Origin of the sequence: Christiangramia echinicola DSM 19838, from assembly GCF_000423065.1 — a bacterium.
In the GTDB taxonomy this organism is placed as follows: Bacteria; Bacteroidota; Bacteroidia; order Flavobacteriales; family Flavobacteriaceae; genus Christiangramia; species Christiangramia echinicola.
In genome coordinates this window covers 510,599-532,701 of sequence record NZ_AUHG01000010.1, presented here as the reverse complement: position 1 = coordinate 532,701, position 22,103 = coordinate 510,599, and the positions used below count along the sequence as shown (strand labels likewise).

12 protein-coding genes are annotated in these 22,103 nt (G+C 36.8%); 3 read left to right on the top strand and 9 right to left on the bottom strand.

Annotated features, from left to right (window positions below):
- Positions 1–116 precede the first annotated feature (116 nt).
- From G530_RS0102835 to G530_RS0102820, 4 genes are all read right to left on the bottom strand, one after another.
- Entirely contained in the window at positions 117–2,771 is a 2,655-nt protein-coding gene (locus G530_RS0102835; RefSeq protein WP_026933085.1) for a hypothetical protein, read from the bottom strand.
- A gap of 35 nt (positions 2,772–2,806) precedes the next feature.
- Positions 2,807–4,420, bottom strand: coding sequence for a RagB/SusD family nutrient uptake outer membrane protein (locus tag G530_RS0102830; RefSeq protein ID WP_026933084.1), 1,614 nt, complete (start codon positions 4,418–4,420; stop codon positions 2,807–2,809).
- A gap of 88 nt (positions 4,421–4,508) precedes the next feature.
- Positions 4,509–7,484, bottom strand: coding sequence for a SusC/RagA family TonB-linked outer membrane protein (locus tag G530_RS0102825; protein WP_026933083.1), 2,976 nt, complete (start codon positions 7,482–7,484; stop codon positions 4,509–4,511).
- A gap of 241 nt (positions 7,485–7,725) precedes the next feature.
- Entirely contained in the window at positions 7,726–10,512 is a 2,787-nt protein-coding gene (locus G530_RS0102820; protein ID WP_026933082.1) for a triple tyrosine motif-containing protein, read from the bottom strand.
- A 212-nt stretch (positions 10,513–10,724) separates the two neighbouring features.
- Here G530_RS0102820 and G530_RS0102815 point away from each other — a divergent pair, with 212 nt between their 5' ends.
- Positions 10,725–14,345: a bifunctional metallophosphoesterase/BamA family protein gene (locus tag G530_RS0102815; RefSeq protein WP_026933081.1), complete on the top strand. Its 3,621-nt coding sequence runs from the start codon at positions 10,725–10,727 to the stop codon at positions 14,343–14,345.
- An 81-nt stretch (positions 14,346–14,426) separates the two neighbouring features.
- Here G530_RS0102815 and G530_RS0102810 read toward each other — a convergent pair whose 3' ends face one another.
- Both G530_RS0102810 and G530_RS0102805 read right to left on the bottom strand, forming a co-directional pair.
- Positions 14,427–15,098, bottom strand: a complete 672-nt coding sequence (locus G530_RS0102810) for a haloacid dehalogenase type II (protein WP_026933080.1) — start codon at positions 15,096–15,098, stop codon at positions 14,427–14,429.
- 58 nt (positions 15,099–15,156) lie between these two features.
- Positions 15,157–15,714, bottom strand: coding sequence for a lipid-binding SYLF domain-containing protein (locus tag G530_RS0102805; RefSeq protein ID WP_026933079.1), 558 nt, complete (start codon positions 15,712–15,714; stop codon positions 15,157–15,159).
- 203 nt (positions 15,715–15,917) lie between these two features.
- On the opposite strand from G530_RS0102805, the gene G530_RS0102800 reads away from it, so the two are divergent.
- On the top strand, positions 15,918–17,396 hold the full coding sequence (locus G530_RS0102800) for a serine hydrolase domain-containing protein (protein WP_026933078.1): 1,479 nt from the start codon (positions 15,918–15,920) through the stop codon (positions 17,394–17,396).
- A gap of 676 nt (positions 17,397–18,072) precedes the next feature.
- Positions 18,073–18,648 (top strand): phosphatase PAP2 family protein, encoded by a 576-nt coding sequence (locus G530_RS0102790; protein ID WP_026933076.1) that lies wholly within the window; start codon positions 18,073–18,075, stop codon positions 18,646–18,648.
- Positions 18,649–19,013: 365 nt separating this feature from the next.
- On the opposite strand, the gene fbp is transcribed toward G530_RS0102790, so the two are convergent.
- From fbp to G530_RS0102775, 3 genes are read right to left on the bottom strand one after another with little or no spacing between them, the layout of a single operon-like run.
- Complete coding sequence (gene fbp, locus G530_RS0102785; RefSeq protein ID WP_026933075.1) at positions 19,014–20,027, bottom strand: class 1 fructose-bisphosphatase; 1,014 nt, start codon at positions 20,025–20,027, stop codon at positions 19,014–19,016.
- Positions 20,028–20,034: 7 nt separating this feature from the next.
- Positions 20,035–21,276, bottom strand: a complete 1,242-nt coding sequence (locus G530_RS0102780) for a tagaturonate epimerase family protein (protein WP_026933074.1) — start codon at positions 21,274–21,276, stop codon at positions 20,035–20,037.
- A gap of 11 nt (positions 21,277–21,287) precedes the next feature.
- Complete coding sequence (locus G530_RS0102775; RefSeq protein ID WP_026933073.1) at positions 21,288–22,094, bottom strand: SDR family oxidoreductase; 807 nt, start codon at positions 22,092–22,094, stop codon at positions 21,288–21,290.
- Positions 22,095–22,103 lie beyond the last annotated feature (9 nt).

Below are 22,103 nucleotides of genomic sequence, written 5' to 3'. Positions count from 1 at the left end.
AATTAATATTTTTTTACAATATTCAAGATCTAAAATCACCATTATCCTGGTAGCAAACTACCAGGATCTGATGATCAAAAATTTATAATATTCGAAAATCTCATTACTGCTTATCCCTATTTCTGGAAATACAGATTATCGATATAAAATGCACCGCTGTTATCTGGCTGAACATCAAATTTTATTTGATGAATATCATTTACTGAAAGTCCCTGATCTGTGAAATCTGATAATGGAATTTCAATTGTCGTCCAAGTATTTGGAGTAACACTAAGACTCACTGATTTTTCTCCCGATCCCTGGCTAATTAGGAAAAAAGAAATAGAAGTATAATCTCCCGACCATACATCGATTTTTACAGAGTTGTAAGCTGTAAGATCAAATGCCTCTCCAAATTGAATCCCCTGGTAATTAACATTCCCATATTTAATAGTTTCACTTCCTTCCAGAGTAATCATTTCAAATGTTGTTGATTGACCCCAATCTGGATAATAGTTAATGTCTGTCGGGTCTGTATATTCATCACTGAAGATAGAAATCACATCACCAGAACCTGCAGTAGGAGCTGGTGCGGCCGTTGTTGGTTCTGCTGGAGCAGATGTCTCTGTTCCTTTAGAGAAATAAAGGTTATCTATATAAAAGCTACCTCCGTTATCTGGCTGAACATCAAATTTTATTTGAATAATATCACTAATATCAAGTCCCTGGTCTGTAAAGTCAACTAATGGAATTTCAATAGTGTTCCACTGGTTTGGAGTAACATTCATACTAATAGATTTCTCACCAGATCCAGAACTAATTAAGAAGATTGGAATGGAAGTATAATCACCTGACCAAACATCTATTTTCAATGAAGAAAAAGAAGTCAGGTCTAAAGCTTCACCAAAATCTATCCCTTCGTAATTAGCGTTCCCATATTTTATCACTTCGTTGCCACTGAAATCTAAAACTTCGAATGTTGTAGATTGCCCCCAGTCTGGATAGTAGTTTATACCGGCTGGATCTGTATAGGAATCACTAAATATTGACTGTACATTTCCAGCATCCGCGGTTGGTGTTGGAGCCGCAGATTGTGGCTCTGTTACGGCAGCTGCTTCACTTGTGAAATACAGGTTATCTAAATAAAATGCACCTCCAACTTCTGGCTGAACATCAAATTTTATTTGAATAATATCACTAATGTCAAGACCCTGGCTTGTAAAGTCTGCTAATGAAATCTCAATAGTATTCCACTGGTTTGGTGTTACATTCATATTTACAGAATTCTCACCGGAACCAGCGCTAATTAGGAAAATTAGTATAGAGGTATAATCTCCAGACCATACATCTATTCTTAAAGTAGAATAAGAAGTAAGATCTAAAGCTTCACCGAAATCTATTCCTTCGTAATTAGCATTTCCATATTTTATCACCTCATTACCATCAAAATCTAAAACCTCGAATGTAGTAGACTGTCCCCAGTCTGGATAGTAGTTTATACCGGCTGGATCTGTATAGGAATCACTAAATATTGACTGTACATTGGCTGCATCAGCCGTAGGTGTTGGCGCAGCTTCAGATGGAGCTGTTGCAGATCCCCCATCACCTTCTACATAAATCAAATCATCTACATAAAAAGTACCAGAAGCACTTCCTGCAAGGTCAAGGAATAATGAAATTTGATCATATTGCCCATCAGGAACAATAGCCTCACCTCCTGGATCACTGTCGCTTTGATAACTAGTTGTTGCATCTGTGGCGAAATCGAAATTTAGGGTTTCCCAGCCTGTTCCACCATGATCTGCAGAAACTTCGTTAGATCTTTCATCGTTAACACCTGTTTCTAATTTTAATAATACGGTGTAAGCAACTTCAGAATATACTTTTACACTTAAAGTTTTATTATCGCCAGACAGGTCTAGTGCTTCACTTAGGTTAAAAGTTGCCCCTTCATAAGCAGCACCTGTTTTAGTTATTGCCCCAACCTGTGAATCAATATCATTAGTTCCAGAAAGGTTTGGATTAGTCACGATTTCGAAAGCTGTACCTTCTGCACCAAACGGTACTACATCATAATTTACCAACGGGTCATCAAAGGTAACAGGTAATTTCATAGGATCCTCTGCAGGACCCGCTTCACCTAGATTTATATCATCAAAATAATGTACTGTTGTTGCATCTTTATCTCCATTGAAATTAAAGAAAAGTACCATTCTGTCAAATTTGTCTGAATCACCTGCAGCGAATGTAAATGAAAGCTCTTCCCATCCTTCAGCTACCGTAGTGGTTGTAGAAACTTCCTTATTAAGGGATGAATCTGCACTATCTTCTAGTTTCAGAAGAATAGTCTGCCCAGCGGCCGGTGAGTTTACCTTCACTTTAATAGTTTGTTCTTCAGAGAAATCAATTTTATTTGCCACATCAAAGAATATTCCGGCCCAGCCTTCTACTCCAGCAGTCTGGGTAACCATAATTACCTTATCTGAGGTATTAATTCCTTCTATAAAAGGATTGTCGGAGGGCTCAACAGTTATAGTCCCAGCGTCGGTTCCTCCAAAAGTTCCGAATTCAGGATACAGACATTCGAAGTCTATTCCTTCTGATAGTTCAGGGACACCTTCTAATTGCACACATCCTTCAACAGGTTCGGGTGCAACATAGGCCGATGGAGGTGGTATATCATCCTCCATTTCACAGGATGCCAATATTGCAATTACCCCTAAAAATAGAAGGATACGAACCGTAGAAAAATCAAGGTTCTGTATTTTCTGTATTATTTTATTCCTTTTCATTTCTTAAAATTTTAATTACCTAATATTTTCAATCCTTAGTTGTAACCTTCATTTTGAGGATAGTTTGGCCCCAAGAGATCGATTTGCTGCTGAGGAATAGGCCAGTTTTTCATATACTCTCTCAGTATATTCTTAGGATTTCCTTCAGGATAAGATTCATTCATATTGTCATTATTCATATGATCCAGAAGGAAATCGTATAATTTCCCTGTACGTTTTAAGGTATACCAACGTTGACCTTCGAAAGCTAATTCTCTAGCTCTTTCATCTAGAACAGCCTGTAAATCTATCTGCGATACCTCGGCTGTATTAGCTCTTGTTCTTACAGCATTCAGATACTCTAATCCTTTAGTTGTATTTCCTAACATCATATGCGCTTCAGCTCCTATGAGATAGGTTTCAGCAAGTCTATAAACCATCACGTTTTTAAAATGATTTCTATCTGTAGGCTCCACAGTCGCATCCAGAAACTTAATTACTCCAGGATTTTGTCTACCATAATAAAGCATAAATTCATTCTGATCTGTTTCGCTGTTCACATATAAGTCTAAAGGTTCCCCGATTTCTTTTCCAGCTGGAAGTGTGGCTTCATCATTATATTCGTATTCAAAAATATAGTATGTACCATCTCTTCTTTCGTCATTGGGATCTTCATTAAGAAGGTCTATTGCATAATCGTTCAAAGAAAGAAATCCAACACCATTTCCACCGTTTTCTACAGATTGAACCAGACCTGGGGCAGCGGCATAATTGGAAACCGTGCTCCAGTTCATAATATGTGGACCACCTCCTCCAATAGTTTGCAATTCAAAGTTTACCGCAAATAAAGTTTCAGAATGATTAATATCATCAGCAAAAACCTGCTCGGTAGCCACCAGGCTATGATTTCCACTATTAATAACCGCATCTGCTTGTGCTGCCGCTTCAGTATAATCTTCTTCCCACATGGCCACCTTGGCACGTACATGCCTCGCAGCTCCCTGACTCCAACGTCCAAATTCCGCGGGATTATAATCAAGGTTTTCAATGGCAAAATCAAGATCTGACCTCAATAATGCAAAGATCTCCTCTTCAGAAGATTTATCCTGAGGAACATCAAAGGCATTTTCAGGAGTAGTTGGTTCTGTGGTGATAAATATATTATTGAAAAGTCTATATAAGATAAAATAAGAATTAGCGCGCATAGCTTTTGCCTCTCCTAATATTTGATTTCTTCTATCTTCATCGACATTGGTTAGATTCTCAGCCCCTTTAATAATAGCGTTAGATCTGTCTATTATTCTATAATAAGTCTCCCAGTAAGGGTTATATATTAATGCGGTACCGGCGTCTCCCAGGCTTGCACCCCATAATAGCCTGCTAAAAAGGGAAATTTCCCCGGTGACACCAACAGAAAGATCATTCTTTCCTTGCAATACCAATGGGATTGCACCATTAAAATTATTATTCTCGTAAATGCCTCTGTTCAATGAATAAAGCCCTACAACTGCTGACTCTAATCCCTCTGGAGAGGAATACAGAAAATCTACCGAAGTATCAGACAATAACTTGTCTTCAAGGAAATCATCCTGACAAGACGTACATACAGCTATTGTTATGAGTATTAAAAGAAATCTTTTAGATACCAAATAACCTTTTATATTTTTCATCTCTTGCTATTTATTTGGTTTAAACTGACCCACTTAAGAACAAATATTTCTATTATAAATCTTTAATGAGCTATTTAAAACTAGTTACTTAAAATGTGATATTTGTTCCTATGGTGATATTTCTGGTCTCAGGAAAAGAAGTACCGCCATCACTAAATAAATCCTGCTCAGGACTATAAGATCTAAAATCGGTAAAGGTGAATAAATTGTTTCCTGTTGCATAAATTTTCACTTTATCCAGCCCAATCTGTGAAAGAGCACTATTAGGTAAATTATACCCTATTGTCAAAGTTCTCAGCCTAACATATGATGCGTCACGTACAGCGAAAGGAAAAAGATGCAGGTGTGTATCAGGTTTTGGCCTTGGGTATTCAGTAGAAGGGAATTCTGGAGTGTAGTATTTGGTTCTTATCCCATTAATTGCTCCTTTCCAAAGCTCTCCATTTGCCAGTACAGAATTTAGTCTCGTTGCACCCTCTACAATATAAACATCGGCAAAGAGTTCGAAATTCTTATAATTAAATGTATTAGTTATGGAACCATACCAGTCTGGATCTGTATTAGTAAATACGTTATCCCTGTCATCTATTTGACCATTTCCATCCTGATCCACAACCCTAACATCTCCTGGTTGAGCCAGAGGATTTCCTGAGCCGGCTATATCATCACCTTCCTGGTATATCCCGTCATATTTAGGTAACCAGATGTTGTTAATAGACTGGCCAATAGACAGGCGTCTACCAGAACTATCTGTAATGTCTATAGGATTTCCCTCATCGTCGGTTTCACCGGTAAGGGAAATAATTTCATTCTGATTTGTAGAGAAGATAAGACCCATGGTCCATCTGAAATTCTCTGTGTTAACGAAGTTAGTATTTAGAGATGCTTCAAAACCTTGATTCTGCAATTCCCCAACATTAAAACGAATAACATTAAAACCAGTTGTTCCTGCTATAGATCTATCTAATAAAAGATCTGTTGTATTAGCCTTGTAATATTCTACAGTACCAGTAAACAAATTATTGAATAATCTAAAATCGACACCAGCGTTGAACGTAGTAGTGGTCTCCCATTTTAAATCTGGATTAGGCAAACGAGAAGATGCAGTAGCACCACCCACAGTTTGACCTCCAAAAACATAAGGTCTGTCTTCTGCAACACCTAGAGATTCTAAAGGATTAATCCCTTGATTTCCTGTTGCCCCGTAACTAACCCTAAACTTAAGTTCATTAATAGCGTCTATCTCTTTCAAGAAAGGTTCCTGGTGCGCTTTCCAGGCAAACGAAACAGCCGGAAAATATCCCCATTTATTATTTTCTGCAAAAACCGAAGCCCCATCTGCCCTGGCAGTCGCTTCAAGCAGGTACCTATCTAAGTAACTATAACGCACACGACCTAAGAAAGATAAAAGCCTTCTTCGTGAAACATTTCTAGGATTAGCTAATATTGTCGTAGCATTACCATTGTATTGTAAGGCATCATTTGTAAATCCAGATTTGTCAACCTGAGTATATTCATTTTGTTGCTCATCAAAAGCCTGAACTGCAGTAATATCTAAATTATGATCTTCATTTAATTCCGGATTATAATTCACGATATTTTCAATCAAAACCTGCTGAAACCAACTATTTATCAATACGCCTATTCCATCAAATCCCTCATCACCTGCCGAGTGCAGTGAAGATCTATAAATACCTCTATCAGTATTCCTGTTTCTAATAAATGTGTTAAGCGTATAGCTTAAAGAAGGAGTAAAAGCATAAGATAGATTAAGATTAAGGTCTGTTAAATTAATCTTACTCTCATCTACAGATTCTCTTTGATCCCACAATGGATTCACTGCGGTAACAGAATTACCAAGGTAGAATTTCACCAAATCTCCATTTTCATCAAATGGTTTTGCTAATGGGGTAATGGTAGTAAAGTTTAAACCTCCAGTCTCCTGGTCTTGTGCTGCTTTTTGATAATTGAAGATACCTTTGAAAGTAAGTTTATCGGTTAACTGATGCTCCAGGTTTAGTTTAAAAGTTCCTCTATCATATCCAGAGTTTGGAATGATACCATCCTGAGTAAAATAATTTACACTTGAAAAAATCTTGGTTTTCTCTGTACCAGTAGAAAAGCTCAGTGCGTGAGATTGAATCATAGCATCCTGAAGAACCAAATCCTCCCAATTCACATACTCCTGATTTTCTATGGTCTCTAATTCAAATTGACTGAAAATATTTTCATCTCTAAGATAATCCCCGGTAAATCTATTTCTATTGGCTTCTCTTCTTAAATCAACAAATTGGGATCCATCGTAGAGATTGAAATTTTTGGTTAGAGACTGCACCGTGGTATAAGCATTATAATTTATTCTGGTTATACCTTCAGCTCCTTTTTTAGTAGTGACCAAAATTACTCCGTTAGAAGCCCTGGAACCATAAATGGCAGTTGAAGCAGCATCTTTAAGTATCTCTATATTTGCAATATCATCTGGGGCTACATCATTTAAACTGTCAAATGGTAATCCATCTACTATAATAAGTGGGGAATTCCCATTGGGTGCAACAGAAACATTTCCACGAATAGTGATATCAGATCCTCCTCCAGGTCTTGCACTTCCAAGATTTACCTGCACACCAGCTGCTCTACCTCTTAACATTTCAGAGACATTCGTGGTTGGTATAGCTGTAGCTTCATCAACCTCCACACTACTTACAGAACCTACAACATTACTTTTTCTTTGAGTTCCGTAACCCACTACTACAACTTCATCCAAGGCTTCAGAATCAGTTAATAATTGCACGTTAATTGTATTCTCATTAGATACAGTAATTTCCTGAGCAACAAAACCTAAATAACTGAACTGAAGAATATCTCCTGTAGAGATATTATCTACGCTATAGTTTCCATCAAAATCTGTAGTAGTTCCTCGCGATTCTCCTTTTACAATTACATTTACTCCTAGTAAAGGTATGTTGTTTTCATCGGTAACATTTCCGCTGACCGAAAACGATTGCGCGTATGCACCTAAAGACCCGCATAGAAATACAATCAAAAGACAGGTAAATTTCTTCATGTGTTTATTTATTAAAATTGAAATCTCAATATATTAACATTCTGTTATGAAAAGGTGCATAGCTACCTTTACAAAATATCTACAATTGATAATTTAATAATCTTTTGGTTTAAATATTATTATAATCCTAATCCAAACGGGCTTATAGAAGGAATTAATAATTATCATGTTAAGTTCCTAAATACGAGGAATATATGATTTTGTATAGGTAATGTAGAGTTATTTAAAACCTATGTAAAGGTTAAAGGGCGAGGATATATTCAGTTAAATTCGTTTCGCGATCTAAATTCATCTTTTTACGCAAACGATATCGTTTAATTTCAACACTTTTTACAGAAATATTCAATAATGGAGCAATCTCTTTTGAAGAAAGATTAAGTCTTAAATAGGCACACAATTTTAGATCATTAGAAGTTAGCTCTGGATGCTGTGCTTTTATTTTCTTGAAGAAGTCTTTATCGGCATTGCTAAATGCTTTTTTGAAGAATTTCCAGTTATCCTCTTCACTAATATCTTTATCTATTGTTTTAATAACAGATTTCACATTGGTGGAACCCTCAGAGGTCTTCAGTTTATCTTTGATACTGGTTAGGAATTCATTTTTCTTGATCAAACTCATGGTCGAAACTGCCAGTTCCCTGTTCTTATTGGCCATATCCTGCTCTAGCTTCTCGTTTTTTAATTTAAAGATCTCCTGCTCTGCTTCCAGGTTTTTCATTTTTAAAGCACGTTCGTTTTCTGCGACACTTTTCTTATGATGCCTCTTATTCAGAACATGAATAAAGTATAAGATCAATAAAAAGATTATAAAATAACCAATGACAGCTATCGTACTAAGATAATATGGGCGATCAATTTCAAATTCGTAGGTAACGCTTTCGGTTACGTTATCACCAACTTTTGCTTTTACTTCAAAAATATATTCGCCAAAATTCAGATTTTTAAAATTAACCTCGGGAGAATTACTCCACTCACTCCATTTAGGACTTAGGCCCAGTAGCCGGTAACTATATACCGCATCAAGGTACTTGTTATGAACTGGTGCACTAAAATGAAAAAAGATATTGTTAGTTTTATAATCGAAATCTCCAATTTCATCTAGCCTCACACTATTTGGAGAGGCATCCAACTCCCCTACGTAAATTTCATCGAGGTTGATTGATGTATTAAGTTCATTCTCCTCCTTATCATTGAACCTTAAATATCCATTAGCTATACCCAGCAAATAGTCTGAATCGTTAAGATCTGATATATTTTCATATCCTACAGCTATATTCCTGAAGTCCTGATCTATAAAAATAAAATTAAGGTCGTAATCCTTACTAAGTTGGGCATTTTTAATATAAAAAATACCATCATTGGCGAATCCCCAAATTTTGTTCTCTCCATCCTCACTTATTATTCTTCCTGAAATCCTATTAAGATCTGATATCAAAGAATTAATTGGATTCTCTTTTAAAAATTTATCCTGGTTTTTATTATACTGATAAACATTTTCCCTGGAGCTATAGTAAATGCTATCATTAAATTTGAATAGGCTAGAGGTGATCCCAGATTCCTCTGAGAATTTGTAGTTTTCAATATTCAGAATAGAATTCAATGAATCATTCAAATGCATTTTAAAAACACCCTTGTGCTCATTGCTTATCCAGATGTTAGATCTTTCATCAATTTCAATGAATTTTGATGAATGAGGAAAATCAGGAAGCATTGGTAAGGCCTCTAAATTGTCACCTGTTTTCTTAAGAAAGCTTAAGCCATTATAATGACCCTGAATTAATATATCATCATCTAATTTTTTTACAACCCATGTACCTAATCTATCACAGATCTTAACCGCATTATCCTCTTTAATAAGGAAGGTTCCGCTATCCTGTCCGCAAAGAATTTGCCCCGCCACTTCATCCACGAACCAAACCTGCCCGTTTGTTCCATCTATTAATTTGAATTTACTTTCCCCTTTTTTTCTAAGGTATAAGCCCTGGTTAGTCCCTAAATATAAAGCTCCATTTTTTTCAAAAGAGCTATAAACAGAACCTATTTCTCCACGATTATCCTGAAACGATCTAAAGGAAGAATCCAGGTCTATACTACTTATTCCGTAATCGAGACCGGCCCAAAGATTATTCTCTGTATCGATGAACATATCCAGAACTGTGTTATTAAGTAGTACATTTTCCTGGTTAAAGACATTAACGATAAAACCATCAGAATCTATTTCTACAACCCCCTTACCAACGGTCCCAAGTACTATATCACCATTTGGTAGATTTATTGCGTCTAGAATGTTAGGGTTTCCCAGTTCTTCGTTTACTGGTTTGTGTACACCCTTAAGAATATTACCATTCCAGCTAAAAAATTCAGTTTTACCTGAAATTATTGATAAATCCTCATCATCAAAGAATAGGTGCATTATGGTTGAATCCCCCAATTGATCATAAGGAATAACCAATTGAGGTGCACCATTGTTTATTTTATAAAGTCCTTCATTAACGAGCTGGTAAAAAAGTTCATTTTCAACCTTGAATATACCTGAAACAGGTCTTTCCAAAGGATTCTGCATTTTAGTAATCACATTCTCATTGGGATCATAAAAATAAATTCCGCCGAAACTTCTAAATATCACCAGATCATCCAGATATTCTATATCCCAGAACTGCTCTCCATCGCTAATTTTCCCATTAAATAGAGACACCAGACTCGTATAAGTTAGTGCGCCAAATTCATCTTTTTCCCAGTACCCAGCTTCCATATAAGCCCCGGTATAAATACGATCGCGCACTACCTTTAAAGATCTCACAATAGTATTATTAGGTACCGGATAAAGATTCCAGTTTTCCCCGTTATATTCTAAAAGCCCGGTGCTATTTGCAAAGTATAAATTCTTATTATCAGCCTGAGCGATCATCCAGTTTTGATTCCCTGCTGAATATTGATTGGGGCCAAAATTAACCACAGGAGGTAACTCCTGTCCTAAGACACTGAAAATTGAAAAAAGGAGTGATAAAATTGTGAGTTTCTTACCCAAGGGGACATAATTATACGGCGAAAGTTAACTATCAAAGCCCTAAACAGAAAATTTTATTCTGATTAAAGCCATGCATTTATTAGTAAAACTTTTAGGCTTGGATGTTAAAGTATTATAAAGACCTATGTCATCCTAAGAATATTGAATTTTTTTGGAGGTTAGTTATATTAATCTATCTATTTCCTAAATTCAATCTAACAACCCTGCCTCATATGAGCATTATAAAACGATTAGAAAAATTTAATAATTCCTGGAACTTTACATTTTTAACTCTTTCTATTTTGCTTACAACCTTCTCAGGGTTAGCACAGGAAGTAAAAAATGAGAAAAAAGAGAAAGTGCATTCAGTATATATCACTTCAAATACTGCACTTAGAAGTGATGAATCAAATAATTTAATTTTCAAAGAGATCGTGGAATCTTCAAAGAAAGAAGAAGACTCTGCTACCCTTGTTATTGTAGGTAACCTGGTTCCCAAAAAAGGATTCCCTGATAAAGATAAGGGTCGTGAAAAGGTAGAACAGGATCTGAAAGAAAAAATACTGGAGAAGATCAATGATTTTAAAGGAAATATCGTTTTTACCCCAGGATATAATGAATGGCAGGATGATGCTCCAGATAACATAGATGATCTTGAATCTTTTCTACAGGACAATTCCAGAGGGAAATTCTGGCCAAATGATGGTTGTCCTATGGAAAGCGAGAGTTTAGGTGACGATATCCAGCTCATAATGATAGATTCACAATGGTATATTGAAAACTGGGATGACCATCCTTATATAAACAATGATTGCGAAATTAAAACCCGGGCACAATTTAGAGAAGAGTTTAATGATGAACTGGAAGACAATCAAAAGAAAACAGTTCTTGTAGCAGTGCATCACCCGGTAATGACCCAAACCAAGTTGAATTTCTGGCAGAAAATGGTGGGTACAGATGAACAGACCGTTAGAAATCCTCAGTTAAAAGAATTAATGGGGACTCTGGAAACACTTGCGAGACAATATAACGATGTGATTTTCATTTCAGGTAAAGATAGAAACCTGCAATATGTACAGGATGATAATATTGAGCAGGTAATCGTAGGAGTAACCGAAAAACCAGTTAAGGCAAAGCCTGAAGAAGATAATGGGGATTTCGCAGCCTATGACCTTGGTTATGCGAAGATGAATATTAATAAATTGGGAAGTTCTAATGTTGAACTTTATAAAGTACTTCCTACGGGTTCAGAAAAGATCTTCACTAAAAGAATTTCCCGCGAACGTCCAACACTGGACGAGGTGGAATGGCCGGAAACCCGAATTGGTCAAACTAAAATGGCTTCAGTATATACAGAGGAAGAAACAGATAAAGATGGTTTTCATGTAAGTCTATGGGGTGAACATTATCGCCCATTATATAGTAGAAAATTTGAATTCCCGGTGCTTTACCTTGACACAGTTGCCAGTCAACTGGAGGTGCTGGGTGCCGGTGGTGGTCACCAGTCCCGATCTTTGGGTTTTAAAGATGCTCAGGATCATGAATACACGATGAGAGCAATAAGGAAAAGTGCACTTCAATTTCTGCAGACTACCGTAGTTACCACGCATTATGTAGAAGAATACCTTGAGAATACTATCGCAGAAAGATATGTACAGGATTTTTATACCACTGCATTTCCTTACGGAACGTTCCCCGCTGGAGAATTTATGGACGAATTAGGAATTTTCCACCCTAATTCCAATTTATATTATGTGCCCAAGCAAGAGGCCCTGGGAGTTTATAACGAAGAGTATGGTGACGAACTATATATGTTTGAAGCGCATGTTGGTGGAGAAAACAAGGATCTGGAGATCTTTGGAAATGCCGACGATATCCTGAATTCTGCAGATCTTTTTATAGAGATGAAAGAAACAAAAGATGTATATGTAGATGAAGACATGTTCATAAGGGCAAGGTTACTGGATATGCTCCTGGGAGACTGGGACAGACATGAAGGCCAGTATGAATGGGCAGAATTAGAAGATGAAGACGGTAAAAAGAGATATTTGCCAATTGCAAAAGATCGTGACCAGGTTTTTCCAAAAACAGATGGCTTTGCGCTATCTATGTTAAGATTAGCCTTCCCTCCTTTCAGAGCTATGGAGGAATATAGCGATGAGGTAAAAAAACCAAAATGGTTCAACGTGGCAGGTTATCCTTTAGATAAAGCCTTTATTAGAAATGCTGAATGGGAAGACTGGAAAGTACAGGTAGAATATATTCAGAATAAACTCTCAGATGATGTAATAGAAGAAGGTTTCGCTGTACTACCACAAGGAATACAGAAAGATGAGTATGTTGATGATATTAAGGCAACCATGAAGGCTCGTAGAGGAAATCTGGAAAAGATAGCTCGTGACTATTATAAGCACCTGGCAGAATTTGATATGTTCACAGGAACTAATGATGACGATAAATTTTTGATCACCAGAAAACCTAATGGGATTACTACCGTAGAATTAATGGATAAAGACGGCGAACTCCTTGCTGAAAAAACTTACAATTCTGATATGACCAGGGAGGTATGGATCTATGGCCTGGATGGTGATGATGAATTTCGTATTGAAGGCAGTGGCTCAAAGCTTTTAAAATTAAAAGTAATTGGTGGTGAGGAGAATGATATTTATGATTTTCAGAATACAAAACGAGCAAAGCTTTACGATTTTAAAAGCAAGCCGAACACTATAAAAACTCCGGGCGCGAATAAAATGCTGGTAGATTCTTATGATATCAACAACTACGCTCCTAAGAAAAAGAAAATAAGACAGTTCACTGTTTTTCCAAGTGTTGACTTTAACTCAGATGTTGGTTTTAAACTTGGAGCAAAAAACACTTATACCACTTATGGCCTGGTTAAAAATCCATTTACAACCAGACAAAGTGTAACTCTGAATTACTTTTTTAGAACCAAAGGTTTTGAAGCTGAATATGATGGAGAGTTTGCTCATATTTTCTATAACTGGAACTTTGGAATAAACGCCTATTATTCCAGTCCGAACTTTACTATGAATTACTTCGGTACCGGGAATGACACAGAATTTGATCGAGATGATACCGATAAGGAATATAACCGGGTTCAGATGCAGCAGTGGAGATTTGCTCCTTCTTTAATCTGGAGAAATGGAACGCAAACTTTATTCTCTATCAAACCTATGATAGAATCTGTCGATGTTAGTAGTAATGACGGACTCTTCGTAGGTGATGTTTTTGACCCTCTAGACCCTGTTTTCGATAGTCAGTTATATGCAGGGGGAGAATTGAGATATAACTATACCAATAAAGACCGAAGTGCATTTCCTTCTCGAGGTGTAGAACTTGATGTTTTAGCTGGCTATAAGACCAATATCGATGATAATGACAACGAACTTGGGTATGTAAGACCTATGCTGGCGTTAGATTATCCTTTACACGAAAGCGGATTTGCCGTAATAGCCACTAAAATTGGTGGACAGGCGAATTTTGGTGATAACTATGAATTCTATCATGGTGCCCTGCTAGGTGGTGGAAATACAAATAGCCTTAGAGGATATAGAAACGATAGATTTAATGGTAAATATGCCTTCTATCAGAATATAGATCTAAGAAGCGGTATAACTCAATTTAGAACTAATTTTATTCCTTTAAGGATAGGTGCGAGTGCCGGATTTGACTATGGTCGTGTGTGGGTAGCAGATGATAATAGCAATGACTGGCATACCAATGTTGGTGGATCTATCTTTATTAACGCATTTAAAGCCTTTACCGGTAATATTGGATACTATGTTGGGGATGAAGGCGGAAGACTGAATTTCACTTTTAATTTCGATTTTTAGAAATATAAAATTATCGAAATAAAAACCGCGCTGATGAAATATCAGCGCGGTTTTTTTATGTCTATCTTTTTAGTAATACAGCTAATCTCCGGTCAACAATTTAGACAGTTCTAGTATAGAATTAGTTTCGAGAGTTGGTTTTTCTGCCAATGGAAAAATAAATTTCCCGGGTCTTTCAATAAAGGCAGTTTTTAAACCTGCTCTTTGCGCTCCAGCGATATCCCATCCATGAGCAGCTACCATCATAGAACTTTCTGCTTTTGAATTGGTTTTCCTTAAAGCATACTTATAAGCTTTAGGATGCGGTTTATATTTTTTAATCTCATCAACACTTAGAATCTGGTCGAAATAGGTAGTTAAACCGGCAAATTTCAGTTGTTCGTTCAATACTGAAGGCTTCCCATTGCTAAACGCTATTATTCTATATCCTGCCTTCTTTAATTGATCCAAACCCTTCTCCACATCTGGATAAGCCTTTAATTTACTTATTGGGCTTAGGATATCCTGTAGGTCAGATTCAGATAGATCAAGATCGGCCTTTTGAACATTCATCTTTAGGACCGCTAAAGCAATTTCACTAAAATCATGATAGGTGCCAGTTATACTCTCCACCAGTGAATAATGTAATAGCTGGGAAAACCACACCTCAGCAGCACCCTTTCCCAAAGCAGAATTTATACTATTCTTTAATGGACTTAGGTCCAGCAATGTTTCATTTACATCGAAGATGATAAATTCAATATTCTTAATCATAACTATAAAGTAAAAAAGCCGGTAGGATTACCGGCTTCCAATAATTTATTATTTATACTTACATATCCTGATATGTGAATTTTTGTCCCCCAACAGAAACCTCTATCATCGCTCCGCCTTTAGGCATGGTCACTACGGCCATACCTTCTTCAAAGTTCACACTACGTGATTCTCCTTTAGTGATTGCAACGGCAGAAACTCCTCCTGTAAATTCCATTTCGCTAGATTTAAATTCCTCCAGGTCCTGTTTAGATTGAAAAAATATCGCCTCTCTAAAGGCTTCTCCTCCAATTTGAAGACCAACATCTATCTGTCTTAATTTAGCCCAACCAATTTGCTTTCCGCCTTGATATACAACACCGTTACCGGCAGCGCCTCCCGCAATAAAGGCTCCTTTACCAACATTTGGAAATATCACATACCCATAGGACTCTTCTGCCATTTTTGCCACGTCAGGATTATTAGCTTTTAATTCATCCAGGGCATAACGGGCATCAACAACCAGGGTCTCCTTGTCTTTATCCTTGATAAATCTTTTATCTTTTTTAGTTTGTGCCTCCAGTCCATAGCTGAATAATAGAAAAAACAACACTCCATAAATCTTTAAATTTCTCATAGCTCCGGTTTTAATATTGAACCATAAATTTAATAATAATGTAATAATATTCCATGGATAATCAGGTGGTGAAAGGCGCTGCATATCTCGATCATGTTGTACAAAATTGTATAGGCTGGAATATAACTAATACAGTGTATTACAATTAATTGTAACGGCTTTGTTATTTAGTCGTCCTATTTATATAACCATACTTAGAAAACATGAAAATATACACATCTAATTCCTTTAGAACCCTCTATTTATTACTGATACTACCGGCATTCATTTTCCTGGGATTCTCTCAGAATTCCGTAAAAGCTGAGAAAATAGACGAACTAATTAGTAAATATGAAGAGTATAAACAATTTAACGGTTCCCTTCTGGTAGCTGAAAAAGGCGAAGTAATCCTGAAAAAAGGCTATGGATTGGCTAATATGGAATGGAATATTCCGAATGGCACAGATACAAAACATCGGGTTGGATCTATTACTAAACAATTCACCTCCATGTTGATCATGCAACTAGTGGAAGAAAATAAACTGGAACTGGATAAACCAATTACTACCTATTTGAAGGATTACCCGAAGGAGACGGGAGACCAGATTAGTATTCATCATTTATTATCACATACTTCGGGAATACCAAATATGACCTCATTCCCTGGATTCTTTGAAGATATGAGCCGAGACCCATATTCGGTTAGAGAGCTTACCGGGGTATTTGCAGATTCAAGCCTTGTCTTTAAACCTGGAGAAAAATTCGCATATAGCAATTCAGGATATATTTTACTTGGAGCTATTATAGAAGAGGCTACCGGGAAACCTTATGAAGAAGTACTTCATGAAAGAATTCTGGATCCTTTAAACATGAAAGATACTGGTTACGATAACTTTGAAAAGATCATTAAGAACAGATCTACCGGTTACGAGCAGCGAGGCAGTAAATTCACGAATTCCAAATACCTGGATATGTCTATTCCTTATGCTGCGGGGTCTATTTACAGCACCGTAGAAGACCTTTATAAATGGCATAAAGCTTTGCTGAATAATGATCTTATTTCCCAGGAATCGAAGGATATCATGTTCACTGCACATAAAAAATTAGGTTCACAGGCTTCAGCTTATGGATGGTTTGTGGGAGATCAGAAATTTGGACAGGTGAACGATTCAGTTTTTACAACGGTACATAGTGGAGGTATTAACGGATATAATGCTTTGATCACAAGAATTCCAGAAGATGATGCCTTGATCGTCCTTCTAAACAATACTGGTGGTAAACCATTAAATGATATGACCGAAGCTATTGGCAGAATTCTATATGATGAAGATTATAAGATGCCTAAAAGGTCTTTAGTGGTGGCAATGATGGAAGAGTTTTATGATAATGGACTTGCTGCAGCAAACGAATTTTATGCTAAGAATAAAGATTCTGAAGAATTTGAACTTAATGAAGGTGAGATGAACTCATTTGGTTACGAACTTTTGAGAAACCAGAAAACAGATGCTGCTATCAAAATTTTCAAATTAAATGTTATAGCATTTCCAGAATCGGGAAATGTATATGATAGCCTTGCGGAAGCCTATTTAGAGAAAGGGGATAAGAAATTAGCGTTAAAAAATTATCAGAGATCTGTGGAAATAGATCCTTCAATTACCAATGCTGTACAGATCATTAAAAACCTTCAGGAAGGCACAGAATAAATCTTTTAATTAGTTAAAAAAACAACGCCTGTAAATTAGAATTCAGAATTTACAGGCGTTTGTTTTCAAGCAACTCGCTCTAGTAAGGTGCAGGCGGATTGGCTTTAAGCATTAATGGTATATTTCCACTGGTATCGTTAAAAGATGTTGAGGAGTAGGTCCTCGCCGTTAGAAAAAATACAAATAAAGCAATGGCAGTAATCAGAAAGAATTTAAACAGGAAACTAATAATGTTAATATCAGTCACTGTTTGATCGATCAGTTTAATTTGGCGCAAAAAAAGTCTCATATAGTGCGATTTAGCAGTAATTAAATTACTGTAGGTTGTAAATCCAGCTATTTCAAGTAGGGCGTGCCTGGGTTATTTGCAATTTAAGGAGAGATTAGCCTCAATAACCTGATGACTGTAAATAGTTTTTAACCAGGATATTAACAATTTAACATCTTAGTATATATTGAGATTTTCCAGTTAAAAATTATCCTTATTTAAAAATATTCATAAGGTTATATGAATAGCCTTAGCAGTGCTCAAACTTATCCAACTTCATTATAATTAAATATCTTTCTAATAATATATTTCAGAAAGTCCCAGGTTTTAAAACTTTACATTTGAAAGACGTTATTTAATACAAAATTTTATCCTTTTCTATTCTGAATTATCACACAACTCCCTCTAATGATTAATTTTAGATCACCTAAATGGGCTTTAATAATTGGATTCTGGCTTATTTCCTGTCAGTCCATATACGCCCAGGACACTAGCGAAACCACGCCACATAAGGGTGCCAACCAGAAAATTGGAGATGTGATTTTATTTGCCATGCCTGTAGTAACTTTAGGCACTAGCTTTATAATTGGTGATGAAAAAGGAGCATGGCAGTTCACTAAAGGTCTTATTTTAACTGAAGCGGTTACTTACGGATTAAAATTCGGTATCAATAAACCCCGGCCAGATAATAGTGACGATAACGCATTTCCTTCAGGACACACTTCAACCGTTTTTCATAGTGCCGGTTTCGTACACAGGAGGTATGGTTTTAAATATAGTATTCCTGCCTACGCCCTTGCGGGTTTTACCGCCGCCAGCAGAATTGATTCAGATAAACACGATATTCTGGATATAATTGCAGGTGCAGCAATTGGTTTAGGCAGCAATCTTTTGTTCACCAAAGAATATCAACAGGAGCCTATGCAGCTTACCTTCAGCAGTGGAAACGGAAGTTATTTGATAGGATATACGTACAATTTCTAAAGTAAAGCTCCCATAAAATACCAAGGTTTTAAGTAGCCTCACCAGAGTTATATACCTCGACTGAGTTTTTCTTTTAACTGTAGACGAACTGCGAATTTTAAGTTGCTGATATTTAATTTTCAGCACAAAATGGCTCATTATCCAAAAACTTAAATAAGGGTAGAAGGTTTAATCTAGGATTCTTTACAAACCAATCTGACACTGAATTTTTCTAATGGAAGTTTCGTTCTGGCTCTACTCTATTTACAATATTATAATATCTAATGACTTAATATTGGGTGTCTAACTGGAGAAACAAAGGAGGATGATTACTATACTTAATTATAGAATTTGTTTTCTCTTCTTACACATCTAAATAATGCATCCTAATTTTCCTTATTCTCTTCAATAAACCTCTCTGCTATGTCCACCATTTCCGAATTTCCGCAGATAAAAGGTGCTCTTTCATGAAGTTCAGAAGGTATGATTTCCATTATCCGATTTTCCCCGTCACTGGCTTTTCCCCCCGCCTGTTCGGCTAAAAATGCCATGGGATTACATTCATATAACAATCTAAGCTTTCCTTTTGGTGCTGTACTACCCTGCGGATAAAGATAAAGGCCACCCTGTAACATATTACGATGGAAATCGGCCACCAGGGATCCGGTATATCTGGCGGTATATGGTCTCATACTTTCATTGTCCAATTCCTGCATCCACTTAATAAGCTTTTTAATTCCTTTGGGGAAATGAATGTAATTCCCCTCATTTACGGAATAAATACAGCCTTCTTTCGGAAATTTAATAGTAGGATGTGAAAGAAAAAAAGAACCAATGCCGGGATCAAACGTAAAACCATTTACCCCGTTTCCAGTAGTATAAACCAGGATCGTTGATGTGCCGTATATTATATAACCTGCAGCCACCTGATTTTTTCCCGGTTGTAGAAAATCTTCTTTAGTTACCTTAGTTCCAACAGGTGAAATTCTTCGATAAATACTAAAGATCGTACCCACCGTAATGTCGACATCAATATTTGAAGAGCCATCCAGCGGATCCATTAATACTATGTATTTGGCTTCTTTATGAATTTCATCTTCAAATGCGATAAAATCTTCAAGTTCCTCAGAGGCAATCCCACAAATCTCTCCCCTGTTTTTGAGCGTACTAACAAATACATCATTAGCCAGTAGGTCAAGCCTTGCCTGGCTTTCTCCCTGCACATTTTCCCGGCCAATCTTTCCCAGTATCTGGGCCAGTCCAGCTTTATTAATAGATTCATTGACCATTTTACCTGCCAGTTTTATAGAGCTAAGCAATGCGCTCAATTCGCCTTTAGCATAGGGAAAATCTTTTTGGTTTTCTATAATGAACTCTCCCAGGGTCTGGTGTCTTTCCATCTCTCTTCTATTTTAGGAATAATGGCTTTAAATGCCTTTCATACAGGTTATAGGTAACATTATCTTCAATTTTAATACGATGCTTTTCAAGTAAACGAAAATAGGCCTCCTTATTTTCTGCGGCTACCTTGTAAGCACAATGCAATAATTGACGAAAATGAGGATTGTAATGTTTTGAGTCCTCTTCATGCCTTAGCATATTGGCGTATTGAAAACCGGATTCAAGACTTTCGGGCTGTGGCAACATCTTCTTATTAATTGAAAGTACTGACGTATAATCACGAGTTAGTTCATCATATCTTTCTAAAGCCTCTGTATATATGAGCATAGCAAATTCAAAGCCTTCTCCTTCACTTTCAGCCAGGCCAATTAATTCCTCCAGCCAGGTGGTACCAGCCGTCTTTAGGTGCAGCCCCATATTATGCTTTTTAATCAGTTTTTGCATTACCGGATAAATTGAAAATTTATCACTACCACTGTGAATGCTTAATTTTAAATTCGGCGGAAGGCCAAACTCCTTTATGACAAATTTCAATACCAGCAGATCCTCTTCAAATTCCTTTTCAAATTGCTGCAAATCTCCTCTATAATCTACGCCTTTGTTAAATTCTCCTGTGAATTTTGGAGCAATGGTATTTACCGGAACTTTATAATACGCCAGTGCTGCCAGGATAAAAAATAGCTCTACCGGAGATTGTGGATTTTCAACCTCATCAATGGAAACTTCAGTGGAAAACTCCTCTGATTTTTCCGAAGCAATATGCCGGTAAACTTCTCCTGCTTTTTTCATTGCCAGCAGAAAATTATCCAGCATTTCCTGAAGTTGCATTTTTGATATTTCTATTCTATGTTCAATTCCGGGAATCTGAAACTCTCCAAGGTATTTCTCAAAGAATTCTAAAAATTCTCTTTCGTCCTTTTCTTCAGCTTTTTCACCTATATAATCGGCAACATCTATGGTGAAAAAATCACTATGCTTAAGGTAAGGATCTACATTTTGTAACCCAATATGATCTGCATCAACAAGATAATCTCCTTTATAGTTCAGCTCTTGAACAGCATTATTGGCTTCTTTTCTTACGCTCTCCGGCTTTGTTCCCACCGTTTCATGCTCCCGGTTAGATTTATTCCAAACCGGGATAACCTCAATCCCTTTTTCCTGCATTTTAAGCACCGCCTTTAACTGCGCTTTCCCTTCTTCTCCAAAACGATCTCCTACTCCAAAGGAATATTTTCCTAATCTTGCCATATCATATTTTTTTATACTCCGCTAAACGCTCCAAAACCTCCATCTACTGGTACTACAATACCGGTAACAAAAGAAGATTCTTCTCCTGCCAGCCAATTCGCTACTCCTTGCAATTCTTCGGGTTCTCCAAAGCGTTTCATTGGAGTCTGGCTTACAATTGTTTGACCCCGATCTGTCAAATTTCCTGCTTTATCTAACAAAAGATCCCGGTTTTGCTCTCCTATAAAAAAACCCGGCGCAATGGCATTTACCCTAATCCCATCTCCATATTTTTGTGCCATTTCCACAGCCAGCCATTTCGTAAAGTTATCTACGGCCGCTTTGGCAGCAGCATATCCCATCACCCGTGTTAAGGCACGTTGAGCGGCAAGGGAGGAAATATTGATAATACTACCTTTTTTATTGTCTACCATTGCTTTGGAAAAAATCAAAGTAGGCAGTACGGTTCCTTTAAAGTTTAAATGGTTCACCTTATCAAAATCATCCAACTCAAGATCAAAAATACTCTGATCTGGAGAAATGGTGGCGCCTTTCATATTGCCCCCGGCAGCATTTACCAGAATATCAACTTTACCGAATTCTGTCTCTATTTTATCTTTAGCTGAAATTAATTTCTTCTTATCCAGTACATCGGCAACCAGCGAAATTGCTTCCCCACCAAACTTTTTAATCTCCTCTACTCTTTCCTGCACGGTATCTTCACTTCTTCCCAGGATGCCAACTTTCGCTCCTTGTTTTGCCAAACCTATAGCAATTGCTCCCCCTAAAACTCCATTTCCACCTGTAACTACGGCAACTCTATTCTCTAATCTCTTCATTTTATCTCT

Excerpts from the sequence above, each read along its gene's own strand:
- G530_RS0102835 (WP_026933085.1), bottom strand. The coding sequence starts at position 2,771 with ATGAAAAGGAATAAAATAATACAGAAAATACAGAACCTTGATTTTTCT.
- G530_RS0102830 (WP_026933084.1), bottom strand. The coding sequence starts at position 4,420 with ATGAAAAATATAAAAGGTTATTTGGTATCTAAAAGATTTCTTTTAATA.
- G530_RS0102825 (WP_026933083.1), bottom strand. The coding sequence starts at position 7,484 with ATGAAGAAATTTACCTGTCTTTTGATTGTATTTCTATGCGGGTCTTTA.
- G530_RS0102815 (WP_026933081.1), top strand. The coding sequence starts at position 10,725 with ATGAGCATTATAAAACGATTAGAAAAATTTAATAATTCCTGGAACTTT.
- G530_RS0102810 (WP_026933080.1), bottom strand. The coding sequence starts at position 15,098 with ATGATTAAGAATATTGAATTTATCATCTTCGATGTAAATGAAACATTG.
- G530_RS0102805 (WP_026933079.1), bottom strand. The coding sequence starts at position 15,714 with ATGAGAAATTTAAAGATTTATGGAGTGTTGTTTTTTCTATTATTCAGC.
- G530_RS0102800 (WP_026933078.1), top strand. The coding sequence starts at position 15,918 with ATGAAAATATACACATCTAATTCCTTTAGAACCCTCTATTTATTACTG.
- G530_RS0102790 (WP_026933076.1), top strand. The coding sequence starts at position 18,073 with ATGATTAATTTTAGATCACCTAAATGGGCTTTAATAATTGGATTCTGG.
- fbp (WP_026933075.1), bottom strand. The coding sequence starts at position 20,027 with ATGGAAAGACACCAGACCCTGGGAGAGTTCATTATAGAAAACCAAAAA.
- G530_RS0102780 (WP_026933074.1), bottom strand. The coding sequence starts at position 21,276 with ATGGCAAGATTAGGAAAATATTCCTTTGGAGTAGGAGATCGTTTTGGA.
- G530_RS0102775 (WP_026933073.1), bottom strand. The coding sequence starts at position 22,094 with ATGAAGAGATTAGAGAATAGAGTTGCCGTAGTTACAGGTGGAAATGGA.